This window comes from Hyphomonas sp., assembly GCF_046313975.1.
GTDB lineage: Bacteria > Pseudomonadota > Alphaproteobacteria > Caulobacterales > Hyphomonadaceae > Hyphomonas.
This window is the reverse complement of the sequence record NZ_JBKBXB010000038.1, coordinates 15,257-29,622: the sequence shown is the minus strand read 5'-3', so window position 1 is coordinate 29,622 and position 14,366 is coordinate 15,257. Positions and strand designations below refer to the sequence as shown.

The window sequence follows — 14,366 nt, the reverse complement described above, 5'->3', positions numbered from 1 at the left end:
CGCAGCGATCCTGGCAGGTGTCGATGACCACATCGTCAGCCACCTGAGGACACAGCGCGTCCCGCTGATCGACGCCGACGGCAACCCCGTGCTCGACGACGACTTCGAGCAGGTGTTCGTTTCCAGCATCTCCTTCCGTGACCTGGCATCCATGCGCAGGGCCGTCGCCTCAGAGGCCGCACCGCCTGTCCAGGTGAACCTCCAGCAGAACTTCGCGTCCGACACGGTCCCGAGGCTCACCCGCGACGTCGTCGACGTCGACGCACTGATCGCGGAGCTCGACGCAGATGCTGGATGAGCCCTCCCGGTTCCTGGAGATCCACCGCGGCGGCACCGTCACCGTGACCCTGACGCCGGACGAGGCCAAAGCCTACGAGGGCCCGAGGTCGCGCAACGCAGCCCGGTTCCGCGTCCAGGTGGTCTCGGTGGACGACCTGGGCGCCGAGCTCGCAGGCATCACCGAGAGCCTTCCGTGGCTGCGCCAGGTCGACCGTGACCGTGCCCTGCGTGAACTCATTGCCTCCGGTGCGCCCAGGACGATCCTGGAGCACGTGGCCGGCACGCCGGTGGCGGCGTTCGGCCCGACGCACTGGACCGTCCTGGAGGTGGTCCGTGGCCGGTGGGAGACCGACGAGCCGTTCCGCTCCGACCACCTCTGTGCCGACGGCGGCGTGGTGTTCGACGCCGCCCTGCCGATCTCGCTCGGCGCCGAGGAGACACTCATGGCGCACCTGCGCACCGTCCCGCGCGACGACCCACGCAGACGCGAGAGGGTGGCGATCGCGCTGGGCCAGCACGACGACGGGCTCACGCCTGACATCCAATCTGTGGACCGGCGCCCCTCAACGCCCTGATCTCAAAGGGGAAGGGTAGGTCGGGGGCATGTCCAGGCCATCACCCAGGTCATAGATCCGGCCATGAAGAACACGAACTACTCACCGATCGACGACGAGCGCCCGCTGCCCGAGACCCGCGAGACCGTCCGCAGGGTCGCCGCCGCCTGCAGGCTCGACCCGAGGGCAACGCCCCGCTCCAACCAGGCGAGGCTCCTGTTCGCCCTGTACGACCGGATCGGCCTCGACCTCCCCTACGGGTGGCGTGAGGCGTGCGTCGGCGTCCTGGCGGAGCGGGGCATCCCCGCGACCACCCTGTCGCTCGACCTGCTGTTCAGCGCCATGCTGACGGAGGAGGTGGTGGAGTTCGACGGCTGGCCCGGCATCGACCGCAGGCTGGTGAACGCCCTGCGCGCCCGCCTGCGCTGACCGCTTCGGGGGTTTGCGCGGTCCGTCCGTGACCGCATCCTTCGTGCACACGCGCTCGCTCGCTAGCGCACACGAGGAAACCGGGATGAAGACCGCAGAACAGCTAAGGGCGCAGCTCGCCATCTCGCAGGAGGAGCTGTCAGAGGTGCAGGCCGCCATAGCGCAGGCGCTGGCCGACGGCACCGACACCCGTCACCTCCAGACCCGGCGCGACCGGCTCGACACCAAGATCCGTGACCTGACCCCGGCCATTCGCATCGCGGAGGACCGCGAGGCCGCGGTGGAGAAGAAGACGCAGGGACTGGAGGCCGAGCGCCTGAAGCGGCTCGCACGCGACTCGCAGGAGAGACTCTTCAAGGCCGCAGCCGACGTCGACGCCGCCATCGAGGCGATGGGCAGGACGTACACGGACTACAGAGCGGTCATGCTGGAATCCAAGGAGGCGCACCGCATCGCAGGCAGCGACCTGAACGCCGTCGACCGCGCCGTGCAGCACAGCCTCCGCTGGGCGCTGGCCAAGGGCGCGCGCCGCCTCGTCGACGACAGCGGCATGCCCCGCGTGCCCACCCACCGCGAGACGGCTTTCCTCGACTCCGTCAAACGCACCACACCTAGAGTCTGAGAAGGACGCCGACACATGACCGACACCGAACGACTGCAGGAGCTGGAGACTCTGGCGAAGGCCGCCAACGCTGCTCCTGCCGAGACGCTCGCCAAGTGCGACGCGCTGATTGAGGACCTGGTCAAGGCCCGCATCGCCGAGGGCCACGACGAGCTCTCTGCGCACCGCCACGTGCTGTCCGACGCCCACCCCGTCGGCTCGAAGCTGTACAAGCTGTCGACACAGCTCTCAGAGCAGATCGCCTACCAGGACAGGATCTTCCTCGGATAGCGGACGGCCATCACCGGCCGCTAGGCGCCACCGTGCCCCTCACGCTCCTGGGGCGAGGCTTGGTGTGATCGCCGGACGCCCGCCGCCTTCCTCTTTGGGGCGGCGGGCGTCATTCATTCGCCCGACGTCCTCTGGACACGGACGGCCTCGGCGAGCAGCAGGCCCCGGTAGTACAGGAACCGATCGCCGTAGGTCCGGCCCAGCTCCTCGAGGTGCGCCGGGTCCACGCCCGGCAACGGCCGCGTCGGCGGCGGGTCGGCGAGGTAGGCTTCGGCGAACGCGACGGGGTCCTCGATCACGCCGCTCTCCATCAGCGTCGACCAGAGGTGCTGCGTGGTCGTGACCAGCACGCTGATCAGTGCGAGGTGCTCGATCCGGTCCTCCTCGAGCGAGGCGACGCGGCGCTCCAGTTCGAGCATGTCGATGGCCATATATTTCTCCTCCAATAGAAGGCGCTGAAGGGCGCCCTAATTTATCTGGGGTGCCGTCGCTTATTCCGAAAGCAGGCCGAGTTGCGCCGTTTCCTCAGTGCGCGGTCTTCTTCTTGACTGTTATTCGGTGCATTGTCCCCACGCATGACTACGGATTGGATGAGGAAACCAACTTGCACGAGGCGACGGCAGATGAGCCATTTCATCGACTTGCGGACCTCACAGACCGCAGCGTTTTAGAAATGGCGGGCCTGATTGCTCCGTTGTGGAAGTCGGACGCGATCTCGGGCCGAAGAGCGGAAGTGTTGGCCACACTGAGCACGACCTGTTTGTCCACTACCGGCAGTGCTCTGCTCCTAATAGAAGCCGGTAGAGTTTGGGATGCATCAATCCTTCAGAGGAGCGTTTTGGAAGGGACCGTTCGGTTCATCTATCTCTTGCACGGCGATGGTGGATTTGATGAGCGTCTCGACGAATTTTCATTTACGCTGGAGGACATCGCGTGGTTCCGTTTGACCCAGAAAGTGCGGTCATTCCTCCAAGTTCTAGGCGACAAAAAGTTGGACGATGGCTCGCAACAAACTCTTGAAACAATGCAGCTGCCAGACGCGGAGTATGAGCGCATTTCTCAGAAGTATCCAAAGCGGGACAGGCGCCAGCTCGAAGACAAATGGAGTTTCGGAAAGCTCCTGGATTACTTGGCATCAAAGGACATCCTCCCGACGCAAGCTGCCGCAGATTTGCAGTTGCGTTACTTGAAGTCCTCCCAGTCAATCCACGGAAATCCCCTTGGTTTGGCGAGCTTCTATGAGCGGGCTCACAGACCTGAACCCAATAGAAGCTGGGCCGCTTATGCACAGGCTGCGGAGACGACCAGAGTTCTGAAGGACCTCACCCTGTATCGGCTTTATTCAGCCTATCGGTTCTTACAACTCGATATGAAAGTCTTGTTGTCTGCCTACGAGGATCCGGAGTTCGACTTGCTCTTCTCAAAGATTATGAGAGAGCATCATGGACTGGAGTATGGCGCCGAAGCTACCGAGTCGGACCTCCGACCACGTGACGTTCCATAAAGGCGTCAATGTCCAAGCGGCGGTACTTTACGAGCCGACCAAGCTTCACGTACGGCGGTCCCTGCCCCTCGGTGCGCCAGCGTTCCAGCGACACCTTGCTGATGCCCGTGAGCTCCGCCGCCGCCTCGGTGTCGAGGTAGGTACCCTGCGACGCCACCAACGCACGCTCGATCCGCTCAAGTCTCTCGATGATCTCTTCCATAGGATGGAAGGTAAGGCCGTCACGGGCCGTCGTAACCCATCACTTTCGAGGGGCATAACGATCATTGAATCGGCTGATGCGAATATTTTCGGCTCACGGATTACCCAAGCAAGCTTCCGACTAGCGCTAGCAAACAGACTGTTCCCACCCCAATTGCCACTGCGACGAGTGCTCTCTTCGACGCGCCTGGTGATGGCTTGGATGCCTCTTGTTCCTTCTGCAATCGCTCCAGCAGCTTTGGATCTCGCCGCATCGCTTGAGCCTGTTCCCTCGCTCGAGTGCTGTCTTTCTCCGCGCAGGAAAGCGCGTAGAACGGTGACAGATATACTGCCACGGACAGCACTCCGGACCAGACTGGTGATGGGGGCGAAGAGCTGAACTCAAGAAATTGGCCGACCGCGTGGTCCGCAAACCAAACTTGAACAATCCTTCCGGGCTCGCCCAACGATAGGGCAATCAGCGTGGGGATGTCCGAGATCGTGAAACGCCCATCGCCATTTAAGTCGGGATCAACAAACAGTTCCGCGCCGCGATAGATCACTGAACCAATTGCGAAGAGACCAATTGAGCATAACCAGAATGTTCCAAGGTTGTCGGCGAAACGAGCTTCACTCTCCTTCTGTTCAATCAGTGAACGCACGTTGTTGGCCCTTTCGAGTCGCGCAATAATAGTTGAAACGAAACTGATTACCTCCACCTTAAATTGGGGGTTCAGATTGATTCGAACGCAAGCTGCCCGTCACCTGTAGGACAGCAGCCTAGTCGCCACCCGCTCCACGGCGTCCCGCATGTGACCCTGCAGGTGCGCCCTGGTCACGTAGCCGAAGGTGACGTCACCGCTGGCGTGGTTCAGCAGCAGCTTCAGGGTGGCGTGGTCGACGCCGGCCTCCATCGCGTGGGTGCTGAAGTTGTGGCGCATGGCGTGAGGGTTGAATGGGAACGTCTTGTTGCGCTTGAGACCGGCCAACGGCTTCGACAGGTCACGGGGCGACGGCAGCACGAACTTGGATCCGAACGCGCGCAGCTCCTCCAGCTCGGCGAGCAGGTGCGAGCAGAGAGGCAGGTGGAACGAGCGACCTCCCTTCGGGTGCGGCACCAGCAGTACACCGTCGGCGTCGATGTGATCCCACCGCATCCCTCGGACATCGCCGCTGCGCAGGCCGGTCAGGAGCAGCGTCAGCCACGCCCTCCGCATGATCGGGCACTCGACAGATTCGAGCCGCCTCCACAGCGCCGGCATGTCGGACGCGGGCACGGCGTCGTCCCGCCTCTGCTCCCTGTTGAACCTCACCGCCCTCGTGACCGGATTCGGCGGGAGGTCGTGGGTGCGGGCTGCGTCGTTGTGGAGGGCGCGCAGCGTCCTCATCGCCCCGTTCGCACGATAGGGCCCGCAACCCCTCGTGACCTCCTCGTGGAGCGCCCTCACCTCCTCTCGGTCGAGCGCATCCATCGGGACATCTCGCAAGCGGCGCAGCGGACCATCGACGCACTGGCGGTAGAACTCCCTCGTGCGCTCCGACAGCTCGTCGCGAAGCAGGTACCTTTCGAGCGCCTCCTTGACGGTCGGCACGCCGCTCACCGGCCTCCTCGGGTCCTCGCCACGCTTCAGCGCCAGCCGGACACCCGCCGAGGCGGTCCTGGCCTGCCTGAGCGTGACCTCGTCGGCCCTGCCGACGTTCACGGTGACGTATTGTCCGCCCCGCCTGTTGATCCTACCGACGTGGCGGTAGGAGCCGCCCGTCGATCCGATCACGAGGCGCAGGCCCTTCGCCTCCGAGTCGTAGAACTGCTTGCCGGCCTCCGCCTGCCCGACCCAACGGTCGACGAGCGCCTGCGTGAACTTCTCTGCCATGGTCCAGACCCTATCTCAGGCCATGCGGTAGATACGGCTCCACACGGCTCACGATGGGATAATGGCAACGAAACAAGGGGTCGCACACCATCAATACGTGTACTGACGGCCCCCGATGGTCCGTGTACTGCGATTAGGAATCTGTCGCTCTATCCTGCTGAGCTACGGGGTCTCCGGCGCCTGCATACGGGAAAACGCCCCGGATTTGAAGGCGCTTCCTGATCACACCGCCTCCAGCGCCTGCTGCAGGTCGGCCACGAGGTCGGCGGGCGATTCGATGCCGACCGAGAAGCGCACAAGCCCGTCGGTGAAGCCGATGCGCGCGCGCACATCCGCCGGGACGGCCGAATGCGTGGTCGAGCCCGGATGGCACATCAGGCTCTCGGTGCCGCCGAGGCTGACCGCGAGCTTGATGAGCTTCAGATTGTCGAGCAGGCGGAAGGCCGCCTCCTTTCCGCCCCTCACATCGAAGGAAAAGGTCGCGCCCGCACCTTCGCACTGTTCATCGAACACTTTCTTCTGCGGGTCGCCTTTCGTCAGGAAGCCCGGATACATCACCGCCGCAATCTTCGCGTGGTCCCGCAGGTATTCGGCGCAGATCTTTGCATTGTCGAACGAGCGTTCCATGCGCAGCTGCACGGTCTCCAGCGAGCGGGTTAGCAGCCAGCAGGAATGAGAATCCAGCATCGTGCCGAGATAGTTCCGCATACGGCGGATCCGGTTCATGATCTCCTCATTGCCGACAATGCCGCCGGCGATCAGGTCCGAGTGCCCGCCGACATATTTGGTCAGCGAGTAAAGCGCGAGGTCTGCGCCCTGTTTCAGCGGCTTGTGGCCGATGGGGCCCATCATCGTATTGTCGCACATCAGGATCGGGCGCCGCCCCGTTTCCTTCTCCAGCACTGAGGCGACACGCGCACATGCCGCAATATCGACCAGTGCATTTGTCGGGTTCGCCGGCGACTCGGTAAAGATCACCGAGATCGGCCCGAACTGTTTCACCGTCGCCCGCGCCGCCGCGAGGATCTGTTCCTCCGTCGACCAGGCATCGAACTCTGCCGAGCGCACGCCCCAGCCTGGCAGGAAGGTTCGGATGAACACTTCGGAGGCGCCATAGAGCGGGCTTGAATGCAGCACCGCCGTGCCCGGCTCCGCGCAGGCAAACAACGCAGTCGTGATTGCCGACATGCCGGAGGAAAAGGCGAGCGCCGCCTCGCCATCATCATACAGCGTCAGCCGGTCTTCCAGCACTTCCATGTTGGGGTTGTTGAAACGGGTATAGATGAGGTCGGCATCCTCCGGGTCCCCCTCCTCCCGCTTTCCGGCGAGGCGTCGGAACAGGGCCTCGCCATCGCGCGCCGACTTGAACGCGAAGGTCGAGGTCATGAAAATCGGCGGCTTGATCGAGCCCTCCGACATGAAGGGATCGTATCCGAAGCCCATCACCAGCGATTCAGGGCTCAGCGTATGCCCGCCGATCTCGCGCTTGCGATAGGATTTCTTGGGTTTTGACATGGGGTTTCCTTCCCGGGAGCTTTTCGTAGCGGAAGGCTTAAAGGGCGCCGGGCGCCTCTGGCAAGGCGAAGCCGCTTGCAACCTTGCGGCCCGGCGGAGATACCTTGTGTGAATGCCGCAGCCTCGGGGGGTGAATTGGCGTATCGCGCAGCCTGTCTTTTCCTTGTGGTGATCCTTGCCGCCTGCAGCGCGCAGAAGGATCCGCTGGAGGAGCTTGCCGTGGGCGAACGCGGTCGCGTCGTGCGCGTCCTCGACGGCGATGCGCTCGTGCTCGACACCGGACAGAGCGTGCGCCTGATCGGTATCGAAGCGCCCGCCGCGCCCTATCGTAACCGCGAGGGCGAGCCCGGATACGAGACGTCAAAGCGCCTGCTCGAAGACATGGCGCTCGGCCGCGAGGTTGAGCTGCGCTATGCTGGCCTCACGCGAGACCGCTACGACCGCGCCCTCGCACATGTCGTCACCACCGACGCGCTCGGGCCCCGCCTCTGGCTGAATGCGGAGATGGTGAAGAAAGGCGGCGCCCGTGTGCGTGTCTATCCCGACACCGCCGCCGCAAACGCGCCTCTCATCGAGATGGAAAAAAAGGCGCGCGAAGACGGCCGCGGCCTCTGGAAGGAAAACGCCTGGCCGATCCACGACGCCGCACGCCTGCCGGAAGAGGCCGCGCGCTTCCAGATGATCGAGGCCACCTCCGGCGCCATGCAGGGTTCGGATGAACGGTTCGCGGTCTGCGAGATTGCGCTTCAGGGCGCGGCGTTGATCCTCGAAATCCAGAAATCCGCCGCCGAGCTCTGCCAGCTACCGGACGGAACACGCATCCGCGCGCGCGGCTTCCTGAAGGATGGCCGGCTGGAAATCTCCCACCCGTTAAATCTGGAACGCCTCGGCGACTGATCACGTCTCCGGCAGCAGGCCTGACTCTTCGGGATCGCCCACGAGCTTTTCCAGCGCCCGGCGCAGTTTCATCATCGCCTGCATCTCGATCTGCCGCACCCGCTCTTTTGAAACGCCAAGCTCCTGCCCGAGCGCCTCCAGCGTCATCGGCTCATCCGCCAGCCGGCGGCGCGTGATGATCTCCAGCTCGCGAGGGCGCAGCACCTTCATCGCCTCGCGCACCCATTCCCGGCGGCGCTCTGTGTCGCGCCCTTCCATCACGATCTGCTCGGGAATTGCCGACTCGTCCGCAATCAGGTCCTGCCACTCCCCGTCGCCGTCCACTGACAGCGGCGCATTCAGCGACCGGTCCGCCCCCGACAGGCGCGAGGCCATCACCTCCACATCCCGCTCCGGCACCCCGAGATGTGTCGCCACCCATTCCCGGTTCTCGCGGCTCATCAGGCCGTCGCCGGTATCCGAGATCCGCGCCCTTAGGCGCCGCAGGTTGAAAAACAGGGATTTCTGCGCCGAGGTCGTCCCGGTACGGACAATCGACCAGTTGCGCAGCACATAGTCCTGAATGGCGGAGCGTATCCACCAACTGGCATAGGTGGAGAAACGCACCTCGCGCTCGGGCTCGAACCGCGCGGCTGCCTGCATCAGGCCGACATTGCCTTCAGACACAAGGTCCGCCATCGGCAATCCGTAGTGGCGGAATTTCGCCGCCATCGCGATCACGAGGCGCATATAGGCGGTCGTCAGCTCGTGCAGCGCAGCCTCGTCTTCCTCGTCGCGCCAGCGCCGGGCGAGGTCCGCCTCATGCGCAGGTTCCAGCAAAGCCGTTTTCATCGCCGACCGGACGAACCGGCGGTCTGCATCCGAAGCTGCTTCTTGCATTCGCGCCATAGCCGTCTCCCTGGGCGCTACATCTGACATTCTACATACGCAGCAGATGGCTGGTTGGATCAGCCGCGCCTTGACGGGCGCCGCTCCGGCGGCCTAACTCCCCCCGGAACACAAGCAGAACGAAACGCCAGATGACCGAGCCCCAGACCGAAGACATCCTTCCCCGCCGCGCCGCAAAAATCTGCCGCGGCACGCTGCGCCTCCTGTCTTCGCTCGGCTATTACGGCCTGACGGAAATGACCCTCGCCAACAACCGGCGCGCCGACATCGCCGCCATCGGCCCCGGTGGCGACATCTGGATGATCGAGATCAAGTCCTCGGTCCAGGACTTCCGGTCCGATTCGAAGTGGCGTGAGTACATGGACTATTGTGACCGGTTAACCTTCGCCGTGGCCGCCGATTTCCCGCAGGAGCTGATCCCGCCTGAGGCCGGCCTGATCGTCGCGGATGCCTTCTACGGCGCGGTGATCCGGGATGCGCCCGAGGCCCGGCTTGCCCCGGCGCGGCGCAAGGCCGTAACCCTCCGCTTCGCGCGCCTCGCCGCCTCGCGCCTCACCGCGTTTACCGATGCAGGCTTTACGCCGGGCGATGACAGCCTTACCTCGCCCCTGTCATGAGCCTTGCCTATCCTGTCGCCCGCAGCCTCGAAGAGGCGATTGCCCCCGGCGTCCGCTTTGCGCGGTCGGCCCGCGAGGCGGCGGCCGCCTCGCCCGGCGAACAGGTGGAAGGCCTGGAGACGAGCTGGCTGCACCTGCCGGAAGAGGAGGCCCGAAAACTCCTCGCCGCGCAGGGCGCCGAAGGCCCGGCCGGCCATCTGCAGCAATACGAAGACACGTCCGGCCATGTCGTCATCGCCGTCAACTGGTGGAAGCTCGTCCCGCCCGGCACACCGCCGCGCAAGGCCGCGCCTGTCCCTCCCCCGCCGCCAACACCGGACGCGCCCGCCGCAGAGACCGACCATACGGACGACCTCTACTTCCGCCGTGGACGCACCAAGACCCGCCGCCGCAAACCCTCCGACCCGAACCAGCTCGACCTGTTCAAGCCGGACAGGGATGCCTGAGCCTCACGCCGCCACCGGCACCGGACCGCGATAGACCGAGCGCGGCCGCACAAGGCGCCCCTCGCCGATCTGCTCGCGCGCATGCGCCGTCCAGCCAAGGATGCGCCCGCAGGCGAACGTCGCCGTAAACGCCTCGCGCGGCAGGCCGAGCGCTTCCAGCAGCAGCGCCGTGTAGAACTCCACATTCGTCTCCAGCCGCCGCTGCGGATATTTCGTTGCCAATCGTCCGAGCACGGCCTTTTCGATCTGCTCAGCAAAGCCAACCCGCCCGGACGTGCCCGGCAGTCTCGCCACCGCCGCCTTCAGCGCATCGGCGCGCGGATCGCGCACGCGATAAACCCTATGGCCAAAGCCCATCAGCCGCTCGCCGCGCGCCAACGCGCCGTCGATCCAGGCCTCGGCATTCTCCGGCGTCCCGATCGCGTCGATCATGTCCAGTACCGGGCCCGGCGCGCCGCCATGCAGCGGGCCCTTCAACGCCGAAATGCCTGCGACACCGGCAGAAACCAGCCCCGCCCGCGTCGATGCGACCACGCGCGCGGCAAAGGTCGACGCGTTGAGCCCATGATCGCACACCGTCACCAGATACGCGTCCAGAGCCCGCGCCTCAGCTTGTCCCGGCACGACGCCATTCAGCATGCGGAGGAAATCTGCCGATTGCGACAGGTCCCGGTCTGGCCGGATCGCCGCCTCGCCCCTGCTCCGGCGTACGGCTGCCGCTGTCAGCACCGGCCCTGCCGCCGCCAGCCGGATAGCGGCATCCAAACTCTCATCGTCAGGCAGCAATGCCCAGCCCGCGCGAAGGAAACCGACAGCATCCAGCCCGTCCGGTAGCTGCCCGGCAATCCGGAACACTTCCTCTCGCGCCGCGCCGAGCCGCGCGCCAAGCTGAGCCACATCCGGCAGGTCTTCGAAAAAGCCATCCCAGAGCAGATGCGCTGCGTCTTCGAACGCCATCGAGGCAGCCAGCATCTCCACCGGCCAGCCCCGGATCACGAGCCGCCCGTTCTGCCCGTCCACATCCGACAGCACCGTCTCGGCGGCCACCACATTCTCAAGCCCGGAATCCATCAGGATCACCTCCTTTGCAAATTACTCGCCCCAGATGTCGCGCCGGGGCTTCCCATCGTCAATCTTGATCAATATAATCAATATATGTCATGGATCCGCCGGGAAGACGCGCTCGCAGAACTGGGGGTCAAGCCCCAGACTCTTTACGCCTATGTCAGCCGGGGCCTCATCGCCTCCCGTCCGGATGCGGACGATCCGCGCGCCAGTCTCTACGCCGCCGCCGATATCGCTGCCCTCGTGCGCCGCCGCCGCAGCGGACGTGGCCGCGAAGCCATCGCCCGCGCCGCCATCGCCTGGGGCGAGCCGGTCATGGAAACCGCCATCACCACTGTGCGCGAACGCCGGCTCATCTACCGGGGCCGCGACGCGGTGCGCTTCGCTGCAGATGCAATGCTCGAAGAGGCCGCCGCCCTTCTCTGGAATGCCGACACGCTCACCCCGCCCCGCTCCTCCGACAGTGCGCCGCCGGGCGAAACCGGCAAGGCCCGCGCGCTTGCTTTCCTCGCCGTCCGCGCCGCCGTCGATCCACCGGGTATCGGACGCAGCGCCGCGTCCCTCGCCGCCGAAGGCGCGGGCCTCCTCTCCGGCTTCTGCACGGCCATCACCGGCGCAGGCGGGCGCGGCTTCTTCCACCAGCGCCTCGCGCGCCATTGGGGCCTGACGCCCGGCGGGACAGATCTCCTGCGCCGCGCGCTCGTCCTCGTCGCCGACCATGAACTGAACCCGTCCACTTTCGCCGCGCGCGTTGCCGCCTCCACCGGCGCGCCGCTCGCGGCCTGCGCGCTGGCCGGCTGCGCCACGCTCACCGGCCCGCTCCACGGCGAAGCCTCTGCCCGCGCGCTCGCCTACCTGCGCAATGCCGTCGCTGCTGGACCGGACGCCGCCCTCGCAGCCCTCTCTCAGCGCGGCGAGCGAATACCCGCCGTCGGCCACGCACTCTATCCGGATGGCGACCCGCGCGCCGCGGCCTTGCTGCGATGGATGAAACCTTCCGCCAGCCTCCGCCGCGCCCTGCGCGCCGCAGAAGCCGCCTCGGGCGAAGCGGCCAATGTCGATATGGCGCTCGCAGCGCTCACTGTGGAGCTCGGCCTGCCGGACGACGCCGCTTTCCTGATGTTCGCGTCCGGCCGCATGGCCGGCTGGATCGCGCACGCCATCGAGCAGCGCCTCAGCGCCGCCCCGATCCGTCCGCGTGCGAACTATATCGGCGACTAAGTCAGACGAGCTTCTTCAGCGCCGCGACCACGCCTTCGGCGGTGATGCCGAAATGCTGGTAGAGCTTCTGATACGGCGCGCTCGCGCCGAAGCTCTCCATGCCGACAAAGCCGCCGTCCGGCCCGATCCAGCGATCCCAGCCAAATCGGACACCGGCCTCGACCGCCACTTTCGGCAGGCCCTTGCCCAGCGTCTCGGCGCGGTAGGCTGCGTCCTGCTGGCCGAACAGCTCCATCGACGGCATCGAGACCACCCGCACGCCGATGCCCTCTTCCGCCAGCATCGCCTGCGCCTTCAGCGCAATCTCCACTTCGGAGCCCGTCGCGATCAGCACGCCGCGTTCCTTGCCCTTCGCCGGCGACAGCACATAGGCGCCCTTCGCCGAGAGGTTTTCGTCCGTATGCGTCTTTCTGGCCGGCGACAGGTTCTGCCGCGTCAGCGCCATCGTGGACGGCCCATCCTGACGCTGCAGCGCCAGTTCCCAGCACTCCGCCGTCTCCACGCCGTCGGCCGGGCGGAACACAACCATGTCCGGCATCGCGCGCAGCGAAGCGACCTGCTCCACTGGCTGGTGGGTCGGGCCATCTTCGCCAAGGCCGATGGAATCGTGCGTCATCACATGGATCACCTGCGCGCCCATCAGTGCGCCGAGCCGGATCGCCGCGCGGCTATAGTCCGCGAACACCAGGAACGTGCCGGAGTACGGAATGATGCCGCCGTGCAGCGACATGCCGTTCATCGCAGCCGCCATGCCATGCTCGCGCACGCCGTAATGCACATAGCGCCCGCCCCAGTCTTTCGGCGTCATCGGCGCCGTGTGGCTGGTCTTGGTATTGTTCGATCCCGTCAGGTCCGCCGAGCCGCCGACCATTTCCGGCACGAGACCGGTGATCACTTCCAGCGCCTCGCCGCTCCACACGCGCGTCGCCTTCGAAGCGCCGCCCTCGACGACGGCCTTCTTGTGCTTGTTGATCGCCTTGCCGAGATTTTTCGGCAGCCGGCGCGCGATGGCCGCATTGAACTCGCCCTTGTGCGCACTCGCCGCGAGGCGTTTCTTCCACGCAGCGTACTCCGCCGCGCCGCGCTCACCGGCTTTCGCCCAGGCTTTCTCGATGGCTTCCGGCACTTCGAACGGCGCATGCGGCCAGTTCAGCGATTTGCGGATGCCTTCGATTTCGTCGGCGCCGTAGGGACCACCATGCGCCTTGCCGGTGCCGGCGAGTTTCGGCGCACCGAACCCGATGATCGTCTTCACGGCGAGGAAGACAGGCTTCTTCTGCTTCGTCGCCCATTTCAGCGCGGCTTCAATATCCTTCTCGTCATGGCCGTCCACCTTGCGGCTGACCCAGCCGGACGCCTCGAAGCGCGCGCACTGATCGGTCGAATCGGACAGCTCCGTCGAGCCATCGATCGTCACCGCATTATCATCGAACAGCACGATCAGCTTCGACAGCTTCATATGCCCGGCCAGCGTGATCGCCTCCTGGCTCACGCCTTCCATCAGGCAGCCATCGCCGGCGATCACCCAGGTATGGTGGTCGACGAGATCATTGCCGAAGCGCGCATTCAGGTGACGCTCCGCCATCGCCATGCCCACCGCTGTCGCAATCCCCTGCCCCAGCGGGCCGGTCGTGGTCTCGACACCGGCAGTGACGAAATTCTCCGGGTGGCCCGGCGTGCTGGCGCCCAGCTGGCGGAAATTGCGGATATCGTCGCGGCTGACCGAGGCATAGCCCGTCAGGTGCAGCAGCGAATAGATCAGCATCGAGCCGTGGCCCGCCGACAGGATGAACCGGTCGCGGTCCGGCCAGGCCGGGTCTTTCGGATTGTATTTCAGCACCTTGCGGAACAGCACCGTTGCGGTGTCTGCCATCCCGAGCGGCAGGCCGACATGGCCTGACTTGGCGGCTTCTACTGCATCCATCGAAAGGGCGCGCACGGCGTTGGCCATGTCGCGGTTCGTGACAGCCATTCTGCTGGTCTCCTGGAGATTCTTGCCCAAGGG

At 65.3% G+C, this 14,366-nt stretch carries 18 protein-coding genes; 10 read left to right on the top strand and 8 right to left on the bottom strand.

Annotation, left to right across the window (positions count from 1 at the left end; translation table 11 throughout):
• From ACK4TE_RS12735 to ACK4TE_RS12715, 5 genes are all read left to right on the top strand, one after another.
• Positions 1-298 (top strand): hypothetical protein (locus ACK4TE_RS12735; RefSeq protein WP_409911903.1); only part of this gene is annotated, 298 nt, incomplete at its 5' end.
• Positions 288-854: a hypothetical protein gene (locus ACK4TE_RS12730; protein ID WP_409911902.1), complete on the top strand. Its 567-nt coding sequence runs from the start codon at positions 288-290 to the stop codon at positions 852-854. The genes ACK4TE_RS12735 and ACK4TE_RS12730, both read left to right, overlap by 11 nt.
• Positions 855-917: 63 nt before the next feature.
• Positions 918-1,262 (top strand): hypothetical protein, encoded by a 345-nt coding sequence (locus ACK4TE_RS12725; RefSeq protein ID WP_409911901.1) that lies wholly within the window; start codon positions 918-920, stop codon positions 1,260-1,262.
• Between the two features lie 85 nt (positions 1,263-1,347).
• Entirely contained in the window at positions 1,348-1,884 is a 537-nt protein-coding gene (locus ACK4TE_RS12720) for a hypothetical protein (protein ID WP_409911900.1), read from the top strand.
• Between the two features lie 15 nt (positions 1,885-1,899).
• Positions 1,900-2,154 (top strand): hypothetical protein, encoded by a 255-nt coding sequence (locus ACK4TE_RS12715; protein WP_409911899.1) that lies wholly within the window; start codon positions 1,900-1,902, stop codon positions 2,152-2,154.
• A gap of 113 nt (positions 2,155-2,267) precedes the next feature.
• Here the strand turns inward: ACK4TE_RS12715 and ACK4TE_RS12710 are convergent, their stop codons facing one another.
• Complete coding sequence (locus tag ACK4TE_RS12710) at positions 2,268-2,585, bottom strand: hypothetical protein (RefSeq protein ID WP_409911898.1); 318 nt, start codon at positions 2,583-2,585, stop codon at positions 2,268-2,270.
• Between the two features lie 173 nt (positions 2,586-2,758).
• Between ACK4TE_RS12710 and ACK4TE_RS12705 the strand changes: the two genes are divergently transcribed.
• A complete protein-coding gene (locus tag ACK4TE_RS12705; RefSeq protein ID WP_409911897.1) occupies positions 2,759-3,658 on the top strand; it encodes a DUF5677 domain-containing protein in 900 nt (299 codons plus the stop codon).
• Here the strand turns inward: ACK4TE_RS12705 and ACK4TE_RS12700 are convergent.
• The 4 genes from ACK4TE_RS12700 to ACK4TE_RS12685 all read right to left on the bottom strand — a co-directional run bounded on the left by ACK4TE_RS12700 (position 3,621) and on the right by ACK4TE_RS12685 (position 7,227).
• Complete coding sequence (locus ACK4TE_RS12700; protein WP_409911896.1) at positions 3,621-3,860, bottom strand: helix-turn-helix transcriptional regulator; 240 nt, start codon at positions 3,858-3,860, stop codon at positions 3,621-3,623. The two genes, ACK4TE_RS12705 and ACK4TE_RS12700, sit on opposite strands and share 38 nt — an antisense overlap.
• A gap of 100 nt (positions 3,861-3,960) precedes the next feature.
• On the bottom strand, positions 3,961-4,500 hold the full coding sequence (locus ACK4TE_RS12695; RefSeq protein WP_409911895.1) for a hypothetical protein: 540 nt from the start codon (positions 4,498-4,500) through the stop codon (positions 3,961-3,963).
• 99 nt (positions 4,501-4,599) lie between these two features.
• Positions 4,600-5,712, bottom strand: coding sequence for a tyrosine-type recombinase/integrase (locus tag ACK4TE_RS12690; RefSeq protein ID WP_409911894.1), 1,113 nt, complete (start codon positions 5,710-5,712; stop codon positions 4,600-4,602).
• 222 nt (positions 5,713-5,934) lie between these two features.
• Positions 5,935-7,227 (bottom strand): cystathionine gamma-synthase family protein, encoded by a 1,293-nt coding sequence (locus ACK4TE_RS12685; protein ID WP_409911893.1) that lies wholly within the window; start codon positions 7,225-7,227, stop codon positions 5,935-5,937.
• 135 nt (positions 7,228-7,362) lie between these two features.
• Here ACK4TE_RS12685 and ACK4TE_RS12680 point away from each other — a divergent pair, with 135 nt between their 5' ends.
• Entirely contained in the window at positions 7,363-8,124 is a 762-nt protein-coding gene (locus ACK4TE_RS12680; protein ID WP_409911892.1) for a thermonuclease family protein, read from the top strand.
• Here ACK4TE_RS12680 and ACK4TE_RS12675 read toward each other — a convergent pair whose 3' ends face one another.
• A complete protein-coding gene (locus ACK4TE_RS12675; RefSeq protein ID WP_409911891.1) occupies positions 8,125-9,012 on the bottom strand; it encodes an RNA polymerase factor sigma-32 in 888 nt (295 codons plus the stop codon).
• Positions 9,013-9,143: 131 nt separating this feature from the next.
• Between ACK4TE_RS12675 and ACK4TE_RS12670 the strand changes: the two genes are divergently transcribed.
• Entirely contained in the window at positions 9,144-9,629 is a 486-nt protein-coding gene (locus ACK4TE_RS12670) for an MmcB family DNA repair protein (RefSeq protein ID WP_409911890.1), read from the top strand.
• Entirely contained in the window at positions 9,626-10,075 is a 450-nt protein-coding gene (locus ACK4TE_RS12665) for a hypothetical protein (RefSeq protein ID WP_409911889.1), read from the top strand. The genes ACK4TE_RS12670 and ACK4TE_RS12665 overlap by 4 nt, the downstream gene beginning before the upstream one ends.
• A gap of 3 nt (positions 10,076-10,078) precedes the next feature.
• Here the strand turns inward: ACK4TE_RS12665 and ACK4TE_RS12660 are convergent, their stop codons facing one another.
• A complete protein-coding gene (locus tag ACK4TE_RS12660; RefSeq protein WP_409911888.1) occupies positions 10,079-11,146 on the bottom strand; it encodes a citrate synthase/methylcitrate synthase in 1,068 nt (355 codons plus the stop codon).
• A gap of 84 nt (positions 11,147-11,230) precedes the next feature.
• On the opposite strand from ACK4TE_RS12660, the gene ACK4TE_RS12655 reads away from it, so the two are divergent.
• A complete protein-coding gene (locus tag ACK4TE_RS12655) occupies positions 11,231-12,361 on the top strand; it encodes a citrate synthase (RefSeq protein ID WP_409911887.1) in 1,131 nt (376 codons plus the stop codon).
• A 1-nt stretch (position 12,362) separates the two neighbouring features.
• Here ACK4TE_RS12655 and tkt read toward each other — a convergent pair whose 3' ends face one another.
• Positions 12,363-14,333 carry a transketolase gene (gene tkt, locus ACK4TE_RS12650; protein WP_409911886.1) on the bottom strand — a complete coding sequence of 657 codons (1,971 nt, stop codon included), beginning with the start codon at positions 14,331-14,333 and terminating at the stop codon, positions 12,363-12,365.
• Between the last annotated feature and the right edge of the window lie 33 nt (positions 14,334-14,366).